This is a genomic window from Bradyrhizobium nitroreducens, from assembly GCF_002776695.1.
In the GTDB taxonomy this organism is placed as follows: domain Bacteria; phylum Pseudomonadota; class Alphaproteobacteria; order Rhizobiales; family Xanthobacteraceae; genus Bradyrhizobium; species Bradyrhizobium nitroreducens.
The window spans coordinates 2,299,813-2,317,889 of record NZ_LFJC01000003.1 but is presented as its reverse complement, the minus strand read 5'-3'; the positions used below and the strand labels follow the sequence as shown (position 1 = coordinate 2,317,889).

The window sequence follows — 18,077 nt, the reverse complement described above, 5'->3', positions numbered from 1 at the left end:
CCAGGACGCGCGTATAGTTGAGTTGAAATGGCTGATTACTATCCGCTGATCGCCCGCGCTATTGCCGCCCTGGACCCCAACGCTCCCGGCGAAAGCCGTCGCGCGCTCTATGAGCGGGCGCGCACGGCCCTGATCGCGCAGCTGCGCAGCGTGCAGCCGCCGCTGTCCGAATCCGAGATCACCCGCGAAAGGTTGTCGCTGGAGGAGGCCGTCCGCAAGGTCGAATCCGAGGCGGCCCAGCGCGCCCGCGAGGCCTCGCGCCCCGGTGGCGGCGGACGCAGCGGCGGCGATGCGTTTCGCCGCGCCAGCACCCGGGCTGCCGAGGGCAACGCGGCCGCAGCCGCGCCGGCTCCGCCGCGCACGCGTCCGGCTCCGCCACCGCCGCGGGCCGACCGTCCATCCTTCAACGTCGACGACCAGGGCGATGCCCAGCGTCCGCCGCGCGCTCCCCGTTTCGACGCGCCGCGCCAGCCCGGTCCGCCTGCGCCGCCGGCGATGCCGGAGCCGCCGGCGCCTCCACCGGCGGGGCGCGATCGCGCGGGTGGTCGCCGTCCGCCGGACATCGGACCGCCGCCGGCGCTGCCTCCCGCTCCGGGCGTGCGCGGCTTCCGCGACATCACGGCCGATGCCAACGATCTCGGCGGCGCCGCCGCGCAGGCGAGCCGCGCCGCACGCCGCACCTATGCCAACGTGCCCTCGCCCTCGCCGGAATTCGACCGGCTGGAGCCGAGCCTGGAAAACCGCGTCGCCGAAGGCGAGGCGCCTTATTCCTATGACGAGTCGATCGAGGAGGCCGAGCGCTATGCGCCGCGGCCGGCCTCGGCGCGCCCGCACATCCCGGTGCTCGAGCGCGACGCCAAGAAGGCCAAGCGCGGCCGCTCGGTCTTTCCGTTCAAGAGCGCGATCGCCGTCGGCATCGTGCTGATCCTGGTCGGTGCCGGCATCCTCTGGGGCAAGCCCCTGGTGCAGATTGCGACCAACCTGTTCAAGTCCTCGCCGACCCAGGTGGTCGAGGCGCCGAAGGATGCCTCGCAGCCGCAGACCAAGCCGAAGATCCCCGATCGCGTCGGCCAGCCCTCGGCGAGCGACCAGCCGGTTGCGCCGGTGGCGCAGAAGGTCGTGCTCTACGACGAGGATCCGTCCGATCCGAAGGGCAAGCAATATGTCGGCTCGGTGGTGTGGCGGCTGGAGCCGATCAAGGCCTCGGGCACCCAGAAGGCCGACGTCGCCGTGCGCGCCGACATCGAGATTCCCGACCGCAAGTTCAAGATGACGATGTCGTTCCGCCGCAATACCGACTCCTCGCTGCCGGCGAGCCACACCGCGGAATTGACCTTCATCCTGCCGCCGGATTTCCCGGGCGGCAGCGTCTCCAACGTGCCGGGCATCCTGATGAAGTCGAACGAGCAGGCGCGCGGCACGCCGCTCGCAGGCCTCGCGGTCAAGGTCACCGACGGCTTCTTCCTGGTCGGCCTCTCCAACGTCGACGCCGACCGCTCCCGCAACGTCCAGCTCCTGAAGGAGCGCTCCTGGTTCGACGTGCCGCTGGTCTACGCCAACCAGCGCCGCGCCATCATCGCCATCGAGAAGGGCGCCCCGGGCGAGCGGGCCTTCAACGACGCCTTCGCGCAGTGGGGCGATTAGGGCGAGGCGAGCCGTTCTCCGTCATTCCGGGGCGCGCGTAGCGCGAGCTCGGAATCCATTTCACCGCGTCACATGCTGCCCAATGGATTCCGGGTTCGGTGCTGCGCACGCCCCGGAATGACGCCGAGTAGCTTACTGCGCCGCCGCTTCCCGCTTGTGCGATGCGGATGCCGCGGCTTCGCGGTCCATCACGGCGCGGCAGCCGGGGCTGACCTGCGCCTTGTTCCGCACCATGCAGGCTCTGACCCGGGGGATGTCGGGGATCTCACTGGAGCACAGCCGCATCGCATCGCCCGTGCACATCTGCTGCGCTTCGGATGAGAAGGCGAGGCCGGGTGAGGTCTGGAGCGCGATGGCGGTGGTTGCGACGGCGAGCAGCGAAGCGGTGGTCTTCAAAGGCGAAGCGATGGTCTGAGTGCGTGTCATGCAGAATGGATCCCCGAGTTCCCGTAGGCTTGAGCCACTTGGTTATTGGGGCGCCGCACGCGACTTGATCTGCCGCATGTCACAGCCTTCACGTCGGGAGTTCAGTCCCGCATGTGGTCGCTCGATTTCTTGATTGTTCGAATCGAAAAGTGCTGCGCCGCCCGAGCGAAGTATGCGCCATTGTCGCGCAGCCGCAATGGTCGGCATGAAGGAAATTGCGGTTGTTGCGTGGACGTCACGCACAACGCCTGCGCACGCGATCAGATCAGCCGATCGGAGGACGCGCCGGCTTGTCCAATGTCGCTCGTGCCGAGCGCGGCGGCGTGTTCCTCGACGGCAGTGACGCCCTTGGCCGTGAGCTCGAACAGGTCGCCGTCCTTCATCACGTAGCCGTCGGCGATCAGTTGCCCCATCTTCCCCTGGCGGTCGTCGGCGAAGGCAACGGATTGACTGATGTCCCGCAGGATCGAGAGTTCTTCGTCGTGCAACATGGTGTCACTCTCCACCTGCGGAAATCGGTGCGGCCCTCACATGCCGTGGCTCTGAAACACCTTGCTGCAAGCGCGCGACAGCTTGGCCCGGTTGGCTTGCAGGCAGCCCTGCACCGCGCCGTCATTGCCGAGGTCCTTGCGACAGAAGCGCGATGCGTCCCGCGAGCAGGCCTGCTGCTCCTGCGGCGAGCCCATGTGGCCTTGTGCGGAAGCGGACGTTTGCGACAGGCCGGTCAGGGCCGCCAGCGTGATCGTCGCCAGAACAAATTTGCGGGCCATCGGCGGCTCCAATCTGACAGGGGATGAATTCAGGTCCTGCATGAACTCGTCGCCCTGCCACTTGTTCCCCACGGCGGGGCTGCCCCGCTGTTCAAGGTTCCCGCGGCGCTGCTATAACCTCCGGAGAAGTGTGAGGGTGTTTTGATGAAACGCTATCTGGTGTTTGCGCTGGTTGGCCCGTTCGTCGGCGGGTTCCTGCTGCTGCTGACGACGACCTATCAGTCCGGCTATTGGACCCAGACCAATCTCGGCGAGGTCGGCAAGCTGTTCGCAGTGTTCTTCAAGACCCTGCAATACAGCTATCTGTTCGGCTTGCTGCCCTCGCTGATGATCGGCGCGATCGACGACATCCTGGTCCACATCAGGCGGATCGGCCCCACCTTGCGGATGCTGCTGGTCGGCCTGTTCGCCTTCGTGCTGGCCTCGCTCACCTACAGCTCGCGCGGGCCGGATTCGGGCGCCGTGCAGTTCATCCTGTACGGCCTGGTCGGCTTCGTGCCCGCGGTGATTTCGTCCTGGCTCGTGCATAAATACATCAAGGAGCCGCAAGCGGCGGCGGCGACACCGACCTGAGCGCGCGACGTTCCGGCGCGGCGCAGCAACTTCCGCCGCCCAGGCGCGTTCCCTTGAGGCCATGACCATGTCCGACGACGAAATTATCGCTCCCCGCCGGCCCCGTTCGGGGAGCGGTGCGCGCGCGACTGCTTCGGGCGCTGAAGCCCGCGGGCCGATCATCGACCAGGACGGCCGCGAAATCCGCCCCGAGACGCTGGAGCAGGGCTTTCGCGAATTCCGGTTCGAGTTCGGCCAGGGCGGCCCGTTCGGCAATCTGACGCGCGAGCAGCGCATCGCGCGTCTCGAGGCGATCGCCAAGCTGCTCGACGTTGCCTTCATCCTGCCCGGGACCAACATCCGCTACGGCATCGACGGGCTGATCGGCCTGATGCCGGTCGTCGGCGACATCATCACCACCGCGATCTCGCTGTGGCTGGTGCGCGAGGCCCGCGCGCTGGGCGCGCCCTGGTACGTCACCGCGCGCATGCTCGGCAATGTCGCGCTCGACGGTGTGGTCGGCATGGTCCCGTTCGCGGGTGACGCCTTCGACGTCATGTTCCGCGCCAACATGCGCAACGTGCGTCTGCTCCGCCGCTGGCTCGACAAGCAGCCAAGGATTTAGCGACTTTTGTCCGACCTCGTTCGTGTCCCGGACAAGGCACGGCGCGCAAGCGCTGCGCCGCAGAGCCGGGACCCAGGAACCAAGGGGAACGTCGATGCGTGGGCCCCGGCTCTGCAGCGCATCGCCGAAGGAGCGCAAGCGCTGCGTCCGGGACACCCGGAGTCTTCAGGATATTTCCGTAAGCGAGGGGATAGCCCCCTCAAACACAAAGAGCGCGACGACCTTTCGGCCATCGCGCCCTTTGCGCACATCGAAGGGTTTGCGAAACTTACGCCGCGTCGGCGTCGGTCTCGGCGGCCGGGGCCGGCTTGGGACGGCGGGGCAGCGGGAATGCTTCGCTCTCGTAGAGCGAGCGGATGCCGTTCTGGTCGAAACGCGCCTCCTCGACCTGGAGATAGGCGCCGTTCAGCGAGTCCGTCGGCAACTGCTCCATCGCGAACTGCACGGCCTCGGCCGCGGTGCCGAACCGGCGATAGGTGAAGCCGGCACGCTTCTTCTTGCGGATCGCGGCGGGGAAGAGCTCGGCGGAGGTGTTGAAGTTGAACGGACGCAGTGGACGCATGGTCAAAGACCTCGTGATCTTCTCTGGGGCTTTAAGCGCGTGGGGTTTGGGAGGGCAGCTGCCGCAATCGAGCGGGCCCGCCGCACATGTCATTTTCGCCCCCTAATATAAGCTTATCTGACAAAAATGCGACCCCTGCGATGGGAGATGATGAATCCGCGCATGGCAGGTCCGCAGACGAGAAAATCTGAATTATTTCAATGGGTTATTTGGTTCATAATTTGCCAAGAAGCAGCAGGACGACCAGCACCACAAGCACGACGCCGCCGATCCCCATGCCGGAATGGCCCAGGCCATAGCCATAACCGCCTACGCGGCCGGACAGGCCCCCGAGCAGGTAGATGATCACCAGGATGATCAGGATGGTCCCGAGTGACATGGCTTCCTCCCTGGCGGTGCCCAGATGCGATGATCGGCCGCACCGCCAGAGTAGAAAAGCACATCACACGATCGGGTTCCATGCGGGAACCCGATCGGGCGGGGCGATTATTTCGGCTCCAGCTTCAAGGCGGCGGAGTTGATGCAGTAGCGCAGGCCGGTCGGCCCGGGGCCGTCGGGGAAGACATGGCCGAGATGGCCGCTGCATTTCGAGCAGAGCACCTCGGTGCGGATCATGCCGTGGCTGACGTCCCGCTCCTCGTCGATATGGCTCTCGACGGCGGGCTGGGTGAAGCTCGGCCAGCCGCAGCCGGAATCGAATTTGGCGTCCGACTCGAACAGCACATTGCCGCAGCCGGCGCAGACATAGGTGCCGGCGCGGTGGTCGTGCTCATATTCGCCCGAGAAGGGACGCTCGGTCGCCTTCTCGCGCAGCACCGCGTACTGCATCGGCGACAGCTCGCTGCGCCATTGCTCTTCGCTCTTGATGACCTTGTCGTCGGTGGTATTCGTTTTGGTGTCGGGCATGGGTCTCCCGTTTTTTCAGCGATCTTGGTTTCGGTGGTCTCAGTTGGTGGCCTTGCTGGCACTCACCAGCGTCGGCTTCTCAATGTAGTTATCCGCGAACAGCTTTTTCAGGTTCTCGACCTTCGGCAGGTCGTTGTAGGCGATGTAGGGCTGGTTCGGGTGCAGCGTCAGATAGTCCTGGTGGTAGGCCTCCGCCGGGTAGAACGCCTCCAGCGCGCCGACCTTGGTCACGATCGGCTTGGAGAACACCTTCGCGCCGTTGAGCTGGGCGATATAGGCCTCCGCCACCTTCTTCTGCTCGTCCGAGGTGGTGAAGATCGCAGAGCGATATTGCGGGCCGGTGTCCGGGCCCTGGCGGTTGAGCTGGGTCGGATCGTGCACCACCGAGAAGTAGATCTGGAGGATCTTGCCGTAGGAGATCTTCTTCGGGTCGTACTTGATCTCGACCGACTCGGCGTGGCCGGTCCGGCCGCTCGAGACGGTCTGGTAGTCCGCGGTCGCCTTGGTGCCGCCGGCATAGCCGGAGACCGCGTTGACGACGCCGGCGGCGTGCTGGAAGACGCCCTGCACGCCCCAGAAGCAGCCGCCGGCGACCACGGCGGTCTGGATCCCGCTCGCGGGGGCCGTATCCATCGCGGGGGCGGGAATCACCACCGCCTCTTCCGCAGCTCGTGAAGGCATCGCGAAGGCGAGCCCGAGGGCGGTGGTTGCGGCGAGCAGGGACAGCAGGACAGGTCGGCGCATGGCGATCCTCTTTCGAAAGGTCTGACAGTCTACGGCGGCGAGGGCCGGGCGAACAGCCTGCCCGGCCGCGTTTTCGCATCATCCGAGGTACGGACGCAGCCGTCGATTGTTACGACGGCGCGGACACGAGTCCGTGAAATGAGCCGCCCGGGACGGCCCGGCGAGCGCACGCCTTGGCGAGACCGGGAACTCCGCGCTAGATGAACCCGGGCGGTCGACGATCGACTCAAGAACAACTTGCTGGCTGGAGCAGGCTGACACCATGCTGCGCGTCGTTTCCCTGACCCTCGTCATTCTGGCCGCCGGCATGTCGCGCGCGGCGGCCGATCCGCAGGCCGACGACCTCGCCATCTGCCGCGATCGCCAGGCGGACGCCCAGGCCCGCGCGACCGCCTGCGAAAATCTGCTGAAGGCCGACAAGGTCAGCGGCAAGGACAAGGCGATCGCGCTTTCCGCGCGCGGCAACACGCAGCTCAACAAGCGTGATTACGACCAGGCGATCGAGACCCTGTCCATCGCACTCGATCTCGATCCGGACTACGTCATCGCCCTCAACCTGCGCGGCCTCGCCTATGAGCGCAAGGGCCAGGACGATCTTGCCATGGCGGACTACAATCTCGCCCTCCAGAAGCGGCCGGCCTACGGCGTTCCCTACAACAACCGCGGCGTGATTTATGCGCGCCGCGGCGCGATGCAGAGCGCCATCGACGATTTCACCCAGTCGATCAAATACACGCCGAAATTCCTGCTCGCCTGGACCAATCGCGCCCGCGCGCGCACGCTGCTGAAGGATTTCGACGGCGCGATCGCCGACTTCGCGGAGGCCGAGAAGATCGACCCGTCCGCGCCGCAGATCGCCAGCAATCGCTGCATCACCTATGGCATGATGGGCAAGTTCGACCGGGCCTTTGCCGATTGTAACGGCCTGATCGAGCGGCAGCCGAAAAACGTCTACGCGATCAACAACCGCGCCGATGTCAGCATGATGAAGGGCGACCTCGATGCCGCACTGAAGGATTACAACACGGCGATCCAGATCAACCCGAACAACATCCGCGCGCATTCCGGTCGCGGCCAGATCTATGAGCGCCGGAAGGATCTGGCGCAAGCCCGCGCCGACTATCGTGCCGCGGCCTATTCGCTGACGAATTTCGATGACACCGAGGTCGCACGCGCCCGTGCCATCGCGCAGGAGCGGCTTGCCGCGCTGACGCAGCCGGCGCCGGCCGGGGCAACAGGACGCCGCGTGGCGCTGGTGATCGGCAATGGCGCCTACAGGAACGTCCATGCTCTGCCCAATCCGCCGCGCGATTCCAAGCTGATCGCGAGCGTGCTGCGCGACGTCGGCTTCCAGACCGTGATCTCCGTCAGCGACCTCACCCGCGACAGGTTCTTCGACGCGTTGAAGGCCTTCGCGGAGGAAGCTGAGAAGGCCGACTGGGCCGTGGTCTATTACGCCGGCCACGGCTTCGAGATCGGCGGGGTGAATTATCTCGTTCCCGTCGACGCCAAGCTCGCCGCCGACAAGGACGCCGAAACGCAGGCGGTCGCCCTCGAGCAGGTCATCGCCGCGGTCGGCGCCGCGCGAAAAATGCGTCTCGTGGTGCTCGATGCCTGCCGCGACAATCCGTTCGCGCCGGCCATGCAGCGCACCTTGTCGCTGAAGCTGGTCGACAAGGGCTTTTCCAACATCGAGCCCGGCGCCGGCTTCATGGTGGTCTACGCCGCCAAGCACGGCGAGACCGCGATGGACGGCGACGGCAGCGCCAACAGCCCGTTCGCCACGGCCCTCGCCCGCGAGATCAAGCAGCCTCGCGTCGAGATCCGGAAACTGTTCGACATCATCCGCGACGATGTCTGGGCCGCAACGAAGCACGAGCAGCAGCCGTTCACCTACGGCTCGCCGCCGGGGCGGGAAGACTTCTATTTTGTCGCCGGCAAATGAAGGCCGGCGTTGCGGGGCGCGTTCATATCAGCGAATTGAACCAGTCGAACACGGTCGAATGTCCGTTCAACGCGGAGCTGTCGCCATAGAGGCTCGCCAGGAACGTGACGCGATGGCTTGCGCCGCCAACCGGGACGCCCTCCGCGAAACGTCCGCCGGCGGCGATGGCCGGCTTGACCAGTCGCGGATGCAGCGCTTCGTCAGCCAATCCGTAATACAACCGGATCGGGCAATCGTAGTCCCAGAAGGTTGCGCCGTTGCGACCGAGCTGGCGCAGCAGCTTGCTGTTGGTGTCATGGGTAAACCGGTCGAAGAACCCGTCGACCAGGAAGTCCGCCGCCGGCGGAACACTTTTTGCGGTGTCACCCTCCAGGCTGTAGTCGGCCCAGTATTTTTCCGCGAACGCCTGATATTGCGGCTTGATGGCTGTCTTGAACAGATCGTTGAGACCGTAATACCGGCGATAGCTTCCGAGCAACACGATCAGGCAGGGCGTGATCCAGGCCGGAGGCATCGGGTAGGACGTGTCCGTCGACGGAATGAAGGCTGTCGGGCTGACCCAGTAGCGGAAGCTCTCGGCGAGGTTGTTGAACGGGCTCTGGGCCGCGGTGGCCGTCACCTTGATGCCGCGGCGTTGCATCTCCTGCTTCAGCCATTGCGTGTTCAGCGCGCCTTGCGACCAGCCGTTCAAGAACAGCGCGGATTGGCGGAGACCGAGCGCCTCGAGCTCGACGAGCCCGGCCTTGAGGACATCGAGGCAGCACTGCACGGTGGCGCCCTTCACCGCGTAGGCTTCGCCGCGGCCGTCGCGATAGGGGCCCTTGCCGATGTAGTCGGCGGCGATGACGGCATAGCCATTGCCGGCGAAGCGCTGGACGTTGAACAGCGTCTCCAGCGAGTCGACGTTGTCGCGGAGCTGGTAGGCTTCGTCGCCAAGTCGCAGCAGGTTCGAGGGAACCTGGTCGAACGACAGGATCGTGCCGTGCTGCCAGGACAGCACAGGCAACGCGCCGCGCACGCCCACGGGCACTGCGACGAGCGCGCTGACCTTCACGCGCTCCTTCGTCTCAGGGATCTGCGTCGTCGTGGTGATGCGCCGCAGCTCGACGTCGTAGCGTGCTTCATGCTTCCCGGAGAAGTCCTTGGGCAGGACGTCGTGCTCGTTGAACACGGCATAGAATTGCGCCGCCAGCGCGTTGAGCCGCTGCTTGGAGACCCGCACCGGCTTGTCCGGTCGCGCCTGCGCCGCGCGCAGCGGAGCAGAGCGCGCAAGTCTCGGCGCCGCGATCGATGCGGCGAGCGTGCCGGCCGCGATGCCGGCCGATCTCAGAAACCCGCGGCGGCTCGCGCTGGAGGTATCATCGCCCGCGGCGGGGTGATCGGGTCTTTCGAAGCGTTCAGCCATGCGTGTCCTCCTGCCGATGGCGCGGTGATACATCGCAAAGCCTAGCGCTTGGTGAATGCATCTGCGCGGTGCGGATGACGGCATCACACCACGATACTCAACCTTTTCGCCGCCCGCGTGATCCCGGTGTACAGCCACCTGGCGCGGCTCTCCCCGAACGCAAAACTCTCGTCGAACAGCACGACGTCGTCCCATTGCGAGCCCTGCGATTTGTGCACGGTCAGCACGTAGCCGTAGTCGAACTCGTCATAGGGCTTGCGCTGCTCCCAGGCGATCGCTTCGACGCCGCCTTCGAAGCAATCGGCGCGCACCGAAACCTTCGTCACCTTGTGTCCAAAATCCTCGTCCGGCGACAGCCGCATCGAGAGGATGCGCGATTTCGAGCGCGAGGTGTTGCGCGATTTCACGCGCCACAGGCCGCCGTTGAACAGACCCTTCTTGCGGTTGTTGCGCAGGCACACCAGCTTGTCGCCGGCGACCGGAAAGACGTCCTCGATGTTCTGGCGCTGCCGCACCCGCATGTTGTAGGCGCGTCTTGTGTTGTTGCGGCCGACCAGCACCTGGTCGGCGCCCATGACCCTGTCGGGGTCGAGCTCCTTTCGCGACACCACCTCGCTCTCGCCGTAGCGGCCGATGTCGAGCTCGCGGCCCTCGCGCACGTCCATCGACATCCGCACGATCGGATCGTCCTGCGCCTGGCGGTGCACCTCGGTCAGCATCGCGTCGGGTGTGGTGTTGGTGAAGAAGCCGCCGCCCTGGATCGGCGGCAGCTGGGCGGGATCGCCCAGCACCAGCAGCGGGCAGTCGAACGACATCAGGTCGCGGCCGAGCTCGGCGTCGACCATCGAGCATTCGTCGATCACGATCAGCTTCGCCTTGGATGCGGGCGCGTCGTCCCACAATTCGAAGCTCGGCTGCTCCTCGCCGGATTCGCGGGCGCGGTAGATCAGCGAGTGGATGGTGGAGGCCTCGTCGCAGCCCTTGTTGCGCATGACGAGGGCGGCCTTGCCGGTGAAGGCGGCGAACTTCACGTCGCCGTCGACGCCGTCGGCGATGTGCCGGGCCAGCGTCGTCTTGCCGGTCCCGGCGAAGCCGAACAGGCGGAACACCTGCGGTGTGCCGTTGCGGCCGGGTTTTGCTTTGAGCCAGTCGCCGACGGACTTGAGCGCGGCGTCCTGATGCGGAGTGAATGTCGGCATGTCTGTCTTGAGGGAGGGGCGACGCCCGGCGATTCGCCTCCCTCCAAGGTAACCATTCGACCCCCGCTTTCAAGCCGGATGCAGCAGCGAAGATCAATGCGGCGACGGCCGTCCTGGCCGCCTTGAACCGCTGCCGCGGATCCGTCCCTTGCAAGCGGCCGTCGGCTGGCCGTGGCCCGCTCCTCGGCTTGCGAATCCGCCTCATCACACCGGAGGTGAAGGCGAGGTAAACGCCTGGCCCGGCTCGCGCAATTTCATGCGGCAAACGGCACGCAGGTTGATCGTTGCCTGCGCCTGTTCGGATCGCCGCTTGATCTAGCGCAATGCGATCTGGACAGCACGAACCTATGGTCCGCAGCGGTGACAACGGCGTCGACCGAGGTGTGCCCGATGGGGCGCATTCTCCTGGAAAATTCCTGAACACGGGTTTGCCCGTGGGGATTCGGATATGCCGAGACCAATGTCACGACGCTCACTGTTTTCTGCCGTTCTGCCTTTCGCATCCGGCCGCGACGCGCTTGCGCCGCGCGGGGACGCGCCGCGCCCCGAGCAGGTGGCGACCGTCTCCAGTGCGAGCGCCTGCGTCGAACGACATGGCGTGGTCTGCCGCCGTTGCGTCGAAGCCTGTGAGCATTCCGCCATTCGCATTCTGTCGCGCGAGAAGCTCGGCGCGGTGATCGACGCTGCGGCCTGCACCGGCTGCGGCGACTGCATTCCGGTCTGCCCGGTCGAGGCCATCGCGCTCGCGCCGCGGGACCGGATCGCGCTGGTATCCGAACTTGCAAACCTGGTCGTGCACAATGGCTGATACCACCAACATCTGCGGCGTTGCCGTCTATCTCGCGCCGGGCGCGGCGGGCGATCTGACGAGCCGGATCCTGGCGATGCCCGGCGTCGAGCTGGAGGCCGCAGCCGGCGAGAACCGGCTCGCGCTGACCGTGATCGACACGCCGGCCTCGCTGGCGATCGACCAGATCGCCGCCATGCATCGCCTGCCCGGTGTCGTCAGCGCCTCGCTGATCTTTCACGCGTTCGATACGTCCGACGACGAGAGCGCCGTCGAGACGGGGCCGGCCGCGTGCTGCGGCGGCGACTGCGAGAATTCCGGCGCGCACGCGCGCGCCTCCACAAACTGAGATTCGTTGAGCCGGAGAGACCGACGATGGTTACGAAATCGACAAATGGGACTGAAGCCACGGCGACCCGCCGCGATGCGTTGAAGGCGGCCGCAGCGGTTGCTGCTGCCTCGACCATCGGCGTGACGCTGCCGGAGGCGGCGAGCGCACAGCCGGGCAAGACGGACGGCATCCGCTGGGACAAGGGCGTCTGCCGCTTCTGCGGCACCGGCTGCGGCGTGATCGTCGGCACCAAGAGCGGCAGGGTCGTGGCGACGCAGGGCGACCCCGATGCCCCCGTCAATCGCGGCCTCAACTGCATCAAGGGCTATTTCCTGTCGAAGATCATGTACGGCGAGGACCGGCTGACCCAGCCGTTGCTGCGCATGAAGAACGGAAAATTCGACAAGAACGGCGACTTCACGCCGATCTCCTGGGACGACGCCTTCAAGCTCATGGCCGAGAAATGGAAGGCGGCGCTGAAGGCGGGCGGGCCGTCGACCGTCGGCATGTTCGGCTCGGGCCAGTGGACCATCTGGGAAGGCTATGCTGCCGCAAAGCTCTACAAGGCCGGCTTCCGCTCCAACAACCTCGACCCGAACGCGCGCCATTGCATGGCCTCGGCCGTCACCGGCTTCATGCGCACCTTCGGCATCGACGAGCCGATGGGCTGCTACGACGACATCGAGCACGCCGATGCGTTCGTGCTGTGGGGCTCGAACATGGCGGAGATGCACCCGATCCTGTGGTCGCGTCTCACCGATCGCCGCCTGACGCATGAAGGCTGCGAGGTCCACGTGCTCTCCACCTTCGAGCACCGCTCGTTCGAGCTTGCCGACAATCCACTGGTGTTCACGCCCCAGAGCGACATGGCGATCCTCAACTACATCCAGAACTACATCGTCAACTCCGGCGCGACGAACAAGGACTTCGTCGAGAAGCACGTCGAGTTCGCCTCCACCGTGACCGACATCGGCTACGGACTGCGCCCGACCCACGCCCTCGAAATCAAGGCGGTCAACGCCTCGCACAAGGCCGGCAAGGACGGCGCGCTCGATCCGGCCGGCTTCAAGGACAAGATCGGCTTCGAGGAATACAAGAAGCTGCTCGAGCCCTACACGCTCGACTATGCCCACAAGATGTCGGGCGTGCCGAAGGAGAATCTCGAGCGGCTCGCAAAGCTCTACGCCGATCCCAAGAAGAAGATCGTCTCCTACTGGACGATGGGCTTCAACCAGCATGCGCGCGGCACGTGGGTCAACAACATGATCTACAACGTGCACCTGCTGATGGGGAAAATCTCGGAGCCGGGCAACGGTCCGTTCTCGCTGACCGGCCAGCCCTCGGCCTGCGGCACCGCGCGCGAGGTCGGCACCTTCGCGCATCGCCTGCCGGCCGACCTGCTCGTCACCAACCCGAAGCATCGCGAGACGGCCGAGAAGGTGTGGCAGCTGCCCGAAGGCACCATTCCGGGCAACATCGGCTACCACGCCGTGCTGCAGAACCGGATGCTGAAGGACGGCAAGCTCAACGCCTATTGGGTCCAGTGCAACAACAACATGCAGACGGCCCCGAACATGAACGAGGAGGGCTATCCCGGCTATCGCAATCCGGCGGCCTTCGTCGTGGTCTCCGATCCCTATCCGACCGTGACCACGCTCGCCGCGGACCTCATCCTGCCGACGGCGATGTGGATGGAGAAGGAAGGCGCCTACGGCAATGCCGAGCGGCGCACCCAGTTCTGGCGTCAGCAGGTGAAGGCGCCGGGCGAGGCGCGCTCGGATCTCTGGCAGCTGATGGAGTTCTCCAAGCACTTCAAGATCGAGGAGGTCTGGCCGGAGGAGCTGATCGCCAAGAAGCCCGAAGTGCGCGGCAAGACCCTGTTCGACGTTCTCTATGGCAACGGCGAGGTCAACAAGTTCGCGGTCACCGAATGCCAGAAGGGTTTCGACAATTCGGAGAGCGCGGCGTTCGGCTTCTACGTGCAGAAGGGCCTGTTCGAAGAATACGCCAAGTTCGGCCGCGGCCACGGCCACGATCTGGCGGATTTCGAGCAATATCACCAGGCGCGCGGCCTGCGCTGGCCGGTGGTCAGCAACAAGGAGACGCTCTGGCGCTTCCGCGAGGGCTACGATCCCTACGTCCAGCCGGGCGAGGGCGTGTCGTTCTATGGCAAGCCGGACAAGAAGGCGCGCATCATCTTCTGTCCGTTCGAGCCGGCGGCCGAAACGCCCGACAAGGAGTTCGATCTGTGGCTGTGCACCGGCCGCGTGCTGGAGCACTGGCATTCCGGCTCGATGACGCGCCGCGTGCCCGAGCTGCACCGTGCCGTGCCGGCCGCGACGCTGTTCATGCATCCGGACGACGCGGCCGAGCGCAAGCTGCTGCGCGGACAGCCGGTCAAGATCCAGACGCGCCGCGGCGAGGTGGTCACGCGGGTCGAGACCAAGGGCCGCAACAAGCCGCCGCGCGGCCTCGTCTACTTCCCCTTCTTCGACGAGAGCCAGCTCGCCAATCAGCTCACGCTGGATGCGACCTGTCCGATCTCGAAGGAGACCGACTTCAAGAAGTGCGCCTGCCGCGTGACGTCGGCCTAAACCCGTCGATGGACGAGCCATGTCGGATTCGAGCTCAGGCATCCCGCGCGATCCGCGCCGCCGCAAGGCGCTGCAGGATATGACGCGTTTCGGCGGCGGCGCAGCCGTCGCCGCGACGATGCTGACTGCGTTCGGCGTGTCCTCGCGGGCGAGGCCCGCGCAGACGCTGCGGCCTCCGGGCGCTTTGCCCGAGAAGGACTTCCTGGCGGCCTGCGTCCGCTGCGGTCTCTGCGTGCGCGACTGCCCTTACGACACATTGAGGCTTGCGGACTGGGCGGACGGGCCCGCCGTGGGAACGCCGTTCTACGTCGCTCGCAACGTTCCTTGCGAGATGTGCGACACCATTCCCTGCGTCAAGGCCTGCCCGACCGGCGCGCTCGAGCATGCGCTGACCGACATCGCGAAGGCCAAGATGGGTGTCGCGGTGATCACCAGTCGCGAAACCTGCCTCAACCTGCAGGGCTTGCGCTGCGACGTCTGCTATCGGGTATGTCCGGCCATCGACAAGGCCATCACGCTCGAGGTCTCGCATAACGCGCGCACGACCAAGCACGCGATCTTCGAGCCCGTCGTTCACGCCGAGTATTGCACCGGCTGCGGCAAGTGCGAGAAGTCCTGCGTGCTGACCGATTCGGCGATCAAGGTGCTGCCGATCGAGGTCGCCGCGCTGAAGCAGGACGAGCACTACAAGCGCGGCTGGGAAGAGAAGACCAAGGCAGGCGGAGCCCTCGTCGATGCGCCGCTGAAGCTGCCGGTGCGCAGGCCCGAGGGAGGCACGCCATGACGGCGAATGTCAGACCCTATGTCGAGGCGCGTGCGCAGAAGGGGCTTTGGGCCGCCTCGCGGTTTCTCGTGCTGCGCCGGGCCAGCCAGCTGTTCTTCCTCGCGCTGTTCCTGTCGGGACCGCTTCTGGGCGTCTGGATCGCCAAGGGCACGCTGGCCTCGTCCATGACGCTCGGCACGCTGCCGCTGACCGATCCCTTCGTCTTCCTGCAGTCGCTCGCGGCGCGCCATTGGCCCGAGGGCCTCTCGGCGATCGGCGCGGCCATCGTGCTCGCCGCCTATCTCCTGTTCGGCGGCCGGACCTATTGCTCCTGGGTTTGCCCGATCAATCCGGCGACCGATCTCGCAGCCTGGTTGAGGCGGCGGCTGGGCATCACCTTCACGGCCAAGATCCGCACCGATCTCAGGCTCTATTTCGTCGGTGCGGTGCTCGCGGCATCAGTGCTGTCGGGGTCGATCGCCTGGGAGCTGATCAACCCGGTGACGGCGCTGCATCGCGCGCTGGTATTCGGCCTCTGGTTCGGCGCCGGCGGCACCGCGGCGATCTTCGTGTTCGACCTCCTGGTCGCCAAGCACGGCTGGTGCGGCCATCTCTGTCCCGTCGGCGCGTTCTACGGCCAGATCGGCAAGGTCGCGCTGCTGCGCGTCACCGCCGACAACCGGGCGGCCTGCAACGACTGCATGGATTGCTTCGCCGTCTGCCCCGAGCCGCACGTCATCAGCCCCGCGCTCAGGGGCGAGCGTAGCGGCGCCACGCCGGTCATCACCGCGGGCGACTGCACGGTCTGCGGAGCCTGTATCGACGTTTGCTCCAAGCAGGTCTTCCATCTCGGTCTGCGCGGCCGCAATGCGGCGCGTCCTGACCCCTCCATGACCGCGCCATCGCCAGCGGCGCGTGTCGTCTCTTCCCAGCCGGCCGTCCTTGAAAGGGACCTCCCATGACGTTTGTTCGACTGATTCCGTTGATTGCGGCGGCGGCCGTGACCGTCGCGCTTGTCATTCCGTTCGCGGTGTCGGGGCCGCTCGCGCAGGAAGCCAGGCAGCCCAAGGCGCTGCGCGAGGCTCCGCTCACCGAAATGTCGGCGCCGCCCGACGTGACCAAGCAGTCGGTGCCGGCCAGCGGATTCGAACGCGCCTATCGTCAGCAGCCGCCGCTGATCCCTCACAAGGTCGATGGCTACCAGATCACCACGGAGAACAACGCGTGCATGGGCTGCCACGACTGGCCCGGCAACACGCGGGTGAACGCGCCGAAGATCTCGGAGACGCATTACGTCGACCGCCAGGGCGTGCGGCTCGATAAGGTCGCCGGCACCCGCTATTTCTGCCAGCAATGCCACGTGCCGCAGGCCGACGCGAAGCCGCTGGTCGGCAACATCTTCCAGAACGCGACGCAGGCGAAGTGAGGTTGACATGCAGGACACCAGCACTTCTGCCGCCGTCGCAGCCGCGCGGCCGGGCCTCCTGAAGCGGCTGTGGCGGTGGTTCTTCTCGCCGACCGCGCGCTATGCCTGGGGACTGATCGTCGTCGTCGGATTTGTCGCCGGCGTCCTGTTCTGGGGCGGCTTCAACTGGGCGATGGAGATGACGAACAACGAGCAGTTCTGCATCTCCTGTCACGAGATGAAGGAAAACGTCTATCTCGAATATCGCAACACGGTGCACTATTCGAACCGCACCGGCGTCCGCGCGAGCTGCCCGGACTGCCACGTGCCGAAGGAATGGAGCCACAAGGTGGTCCGCAAGATCCAGGCCTCGAACGAGGTGCTGCACAAGATCCTCGGCACCATCGGCACGCCCGAGAAGTTCAACGCGCACCGCATCGAGCTCGCCAAGAGCGTGTGGCGCGGCATGAAGACGACGGATTCGCGCGAGTGCCGTAACTGCCACAAGTTCGACCACATGGAATATGCGGTGCAGGAGCCGCGCGCATCCAAGCTGCACCAGACCGCGTTCGCGCAAGGCAAGACCTGCATCGATTGCCATCAGGGCATCGCACACAAGCTGCCGCCCAAGGCGCAGGAGGGCTATCGCGACATGCTCGACCATATCGACGAAGCCAGCCCCGTGCAGCGCATGATCGACTTCCTGCAGGATGCCGACATCGCCAAGGCGAAGGCGGCGAGGTGATGGACATGCTTCAGCAATCCCGCGATACGGCCGACAGCGCCGCCCGGCCTTCCGCCGCCGTCAGCGTTGCCCTGGTCTATGATTCGGGTCCCGCGGTGAACCGGTGGTTCTCAGGTCTCGTCGCCGAGCTTCGCCGCTCGGGCAAGAGCCTCGCCGGCCTGATCCAGGAGGACGTACCCCAGCCGGGTCGCACGCGCTGCGACATGGTTCTGCACGAGCTTGCCACTGGCCGGGCGATGTCGATCTCCGAGGATCTCGGCGCGGGGGCGACCTCGTGCCGTCTCTCCACGCCGCGCCTGCTCGAAGCCGCGCAATTGGTCGAGGCCCAGCTCGCCGACGCCGAGATCGTCTTTCTCAACAAGTTCGGCAAGGCCGAGGCCGAAGGCGGGGGCTTGCGCGACCTGATTGCCCATTGCATCGAGTCCGGCAAGAGCCTCGTGATCGGTGTTCCCGCGGGCAACCTCAAGGCCTGGACCGAGTTCTGCGGCGAATATTTCAGGACGGTCGCGGCGACGCCCGAGCCGCGCCAGGATGCGATCGCAGCTCTTGCGGCTCTGCTCGGTGATTCCAAGGCCGTCAGCGAGCATCTGCACGTGGTCTGAGGCGCGCCGGCTCGCGATCCAGCTTCTTCCATGCCGCGGAATTGACGGCGGGTGGACAGGATCGCCTCGCTC

Annotated in this window: 21 protein-coding genes; 12 read left to right on the top strand and 9 right to left on the bottom strand. The window is 65.9% G+C overall.

The window, feature by feature from the left end:
- Nucleotides 1-27: 27 nt before the first annotated feature.
- Nucleotides 28-1,644: a hypothetical protein gene (locus TSA1_RS11435; RefSeq protein ID WP_100176441.1), complete on the top strand. Its 1,617-nt coding sequence runs from the start codon at nucleotides 28-30 to the stop codon at nucleotides 1,642-1,644.
- A gap of 132 nt (nucleotides 1,645-1,776) precedes the next feature.
- On the opposite strand, the gene TSA1_RS11430 is transcribed toward TSA1_RS11435, so the two are convergent.
- From TSA1_RS11430 to TSA1_RS11420, 3 genes are all read right to left on the bottom strand, one after another.
- On the bottom strand, nucleotides 1,777-2,070 hold the full coding sequence (locus TSA1_RS11430; protein ID WP_245448215.1) for a hypothetical protein: 294 nt from the start codon (nucleotides 2,068-2,070) through the stop codon (nucleotides 1,777-1,779).
- 260 nt (nucleotides 2,071-2,330) lie between these two features.
- Nucleotides 2,331-2,561: a hypothetical protein gene (locus TSA1_RS11425; RefSeq protein ID WP_100176440.1), complete on the bottom strand. Its 231-nt coding sequence runs from the start codon at nucleotides 2,559-2,561 to the stop codon at nucleotides 2,331-2,333.
- 36 nt (nucleotides 2,562-2,597) lie between these two features.
- Nucleotides 2,598-2,840, bottom strand: coding sequence for a hypothetical protein (locus tag TSA1_RS11420; RefSeq protein WP_100176439.1), 243 nt, complete (start codon nucleotides 2,838-2,840; stop codon nucleotides 2,598-2,600).
- A gap of 144 nt (nucleotides 2,841-2,984) precedes the next feature.
- Between TSA1_RS11420 and TSA1_RS11415 the strand changes: the two genes are divergently transcribed.
- Both TSA1_RS11415 and TSA1_RS11410 read left to right on the top strand, forming a co-directional pair.
- A complete protein-coding gene (locus tag TSA1_RS11415; protein ID WP_100176438.1) occupies nucleotides 2,985-3,413 on the top strand; it encodes a DUF5413 family protein in 429 nt (142 codons plus the stop codon).
- A 61-nt stretch (nucleotides 3,414-3,474) separates the two neighbouring features.
- A complete protein-coding gene (locus TSA1_RS11410; RefSeq protein WP_100176437.1) occupies nucleotides 3,475-4,017 on the top strand; it encodes a DUF4112 domain-containing protein in 543 nt (180 codons plus the stop codon).
- Between the two features lie 268 nt (nucleotides 4,018-4,285).
- Here TSA1_RS11410 and TSA1_RS11405 read toward each other — a convergent pair whose 3' ends face one another.
- From TSA1_RS11405 to msrA, 4 genes are all read right to left on the bottom strand, one after another.
- On the bottom strand, nucleotides 4,286-4,579 hold the full coding sequence (locus TSA1_RS11405; RefSeq protein ID WP_027560969.1) for a hypothetical protein: 294 nt from the start codon (nucleotides 4,577-4,579) through the stop codon (nucleotides 4,286-4,288).
- Nucleotides 4,580-4,793: 214 nt separating this feature from the next.
- Entirely contained in the window at nucleotides 4,794-4,958 is a 165-nt protein-coding gene (locus TSA1_RS11400; protein WP_100176436.1) for a DUF3309 family protein, read from the bottom strand.
- A gap of 107 nt (nucleotides 4,959-5,065) precedes the next feature.
- Nucleotides 5,066-5,485 (bottom strand): peptide-methionine (R)-S-oxide reductase MsrB, encoded by a 420-nt coding sequence (gene msrB, locus TSA1_RS11395; RefSeq protein WP_100176435.1) that lies wholly within the window; start codon nucleotides 5,483-5,485, stop codon nucleotides 5,066-5,068.
- 39 nt (nucleotides 5,486-5,524) lie between these two features.
- A complete protein-coding gene (gene msrA, locus TSA1_RS11390; protein WP_100176434.1) occupies nucleotides 5,525-6,229 on the bottom strand; it encodes a peptide-methionine (S)-S-oxide reductase MsrA in 705 nt (234 codons plus the stop codon).
- 262 nt (nucleotides 6,230-6,491) lie between these two features.
- Here msrA and TSA1_RS11385 point away from each other — a divergent pair, with 262 nt between their 5' ends.
- On the top strand, nucleotides 6,492-8,174 hold the full coding sequence (locus TSA1_RS11385) for a caspase family protein (RefSeq protein WP_100176433.1): 1,683 nt from the start codon (nucleotides 6,492-6,494) through the stop codon (nucleotides 8,172-8,174).
- Between the two features lie 22 nt (nucleotides 8,175-8,196).
- Here the strand turns inward: TSA1_RS11385 and TSA1_RS11380 are convergent, their stop codons facing one another.
- Entirely contained in the window at nucleotides 8,197-9,579 is a 1,383-nt protein-coding gene (locus TSA1_RS11380) for a lipase family protein (RefSeq protein WP_245448213.1), read from the bottom strand.
- Between the two features lie 83 nt (nucleotides 9,580-9,662).
- Entirely contained in the window at nucleotides 9,663-10,778 is a 1,116-nt protein-coding gene (locus TSA1_RS11375; protein ID WP_100176431.1) for an ATP-dependent DNA helicase, read from the bottom strand.
- Between the two features lie 460 nt (nucleotides 10,779-11,238).
- Here TSA1_RS11375 and TSA1_RS11370 point away from each other — a divergent pair, with 460 nt between their 5' ends.
- The 8 genes from TSA1_RS11370 to TSA1_RS11335 are packed head-to-tail and all read left to right on the top strand — an operon-like array spanning nucleotide 11,239 to nucleotide 18,005.
- Entirely contained in the window at nucleotides 11,239-11,586 is a 348-nt protein-coding gene (locus tag TSA1_RS11370) for a 4Fe-4S dicluster domain-containing protein (RefSeq protein ID WP_161497219.1), read from the top strand.
- A complete protein-coding gene (locus tag TSA1_RS11365) occupies nucleotides 11,579-11,914 on the top strand; it encodes a chaperone NapD (protein WP_100176429.1) in 336 nt (111 codons plus the stop codon). The genes TSA1_RS11370 and TSA1_RS11365 overlap by 8 nt, the downstream gene beginning before the upstream one ends.
- A 26-nt stretch (nucleotides 11,915-11,940) precedes the next feature.
- Nucleotides 11,941-14,490, top strand: coding sequence for a nitrate reductase catalytic subunit NapA (napA, locus tag TSA1_RS11360; protein ID WP_100176428.1), 2,550 nt, complete (start codon nucleotides 11,941-11,943; stop codon nucleotides 14,488-14,490).
- Between the two features lie 19 nt (nucleotides 14,491-14,509).
- The gene (napG, locus tag TSA1_RS11355; RefSeq protein WP_100176427.1) at nucleotides 14,510-15,274 is read left to right on the top strand and encodes a ferredoxin-type protein NapG; all 765 of its coding nucleotides are present in this window, start codon (nucleotides 14,510-14,512) and stop codon (nucleotides 15,272-15,274) included.
- Nucleotides 15,271-16,215, top strand: coding sequence for a quinol dehydrogenase ferredoxin subunit NapH (napH, locus tag TSA1_RS11350; protein ID WP_100176426.1), 945 nt, complete (start codon nucleotides 15,271-15,273; stop codon nucleotides 16,213-16,215). Before napG ends, napH begins: the two co-directional genes overlap by 4 nt.
- Nucleotides 16,212-16,679 carry a nitrate reductase cytochrome c-type subunit gene (locus TSA1_RS11345; protein ID WP_174718857.1) on the top strand — a complete coding sequence of 156 codons (468 nt, stop codon included), beginning with the start codon at nucleotides 16,212-16,214 and terminating at the stop codon, nucleotides 16,677-16,679. Before napH ends, TSA1_RS11345 begins: the two co-directional genes overlap by 4 nt.
- Nucleotides 16,680-16,686: 7 nt before the next feature.
- Entirely contained in the window at nucleotides 16,687-17,403 is a 717-nt protein-coding gene (locus TSA1_RS11340) for a NapC/NirT family cytochrome c (protein WP_100176425.1), read from the top strand.
- A gap of 5 nt (nucleotides 17,404-17,408) precedes the next feature.
- The gene (locus TSA1_RS11335; RefSeq protein WP_161497218.1) at nucleotides 17,409-18,005 is read left to right on the top strand and encodes a DUF2478 domain-containing protein; all 597 of its coding nucleotides are present in this window, start codon (nucleotides 17,409-17,411) and stop codon (nucleotides 18,003-18,005) included.
- The last annotated feature ends 72 nt before the right edge of the window (nucleotides 18,006-18,077 follow it).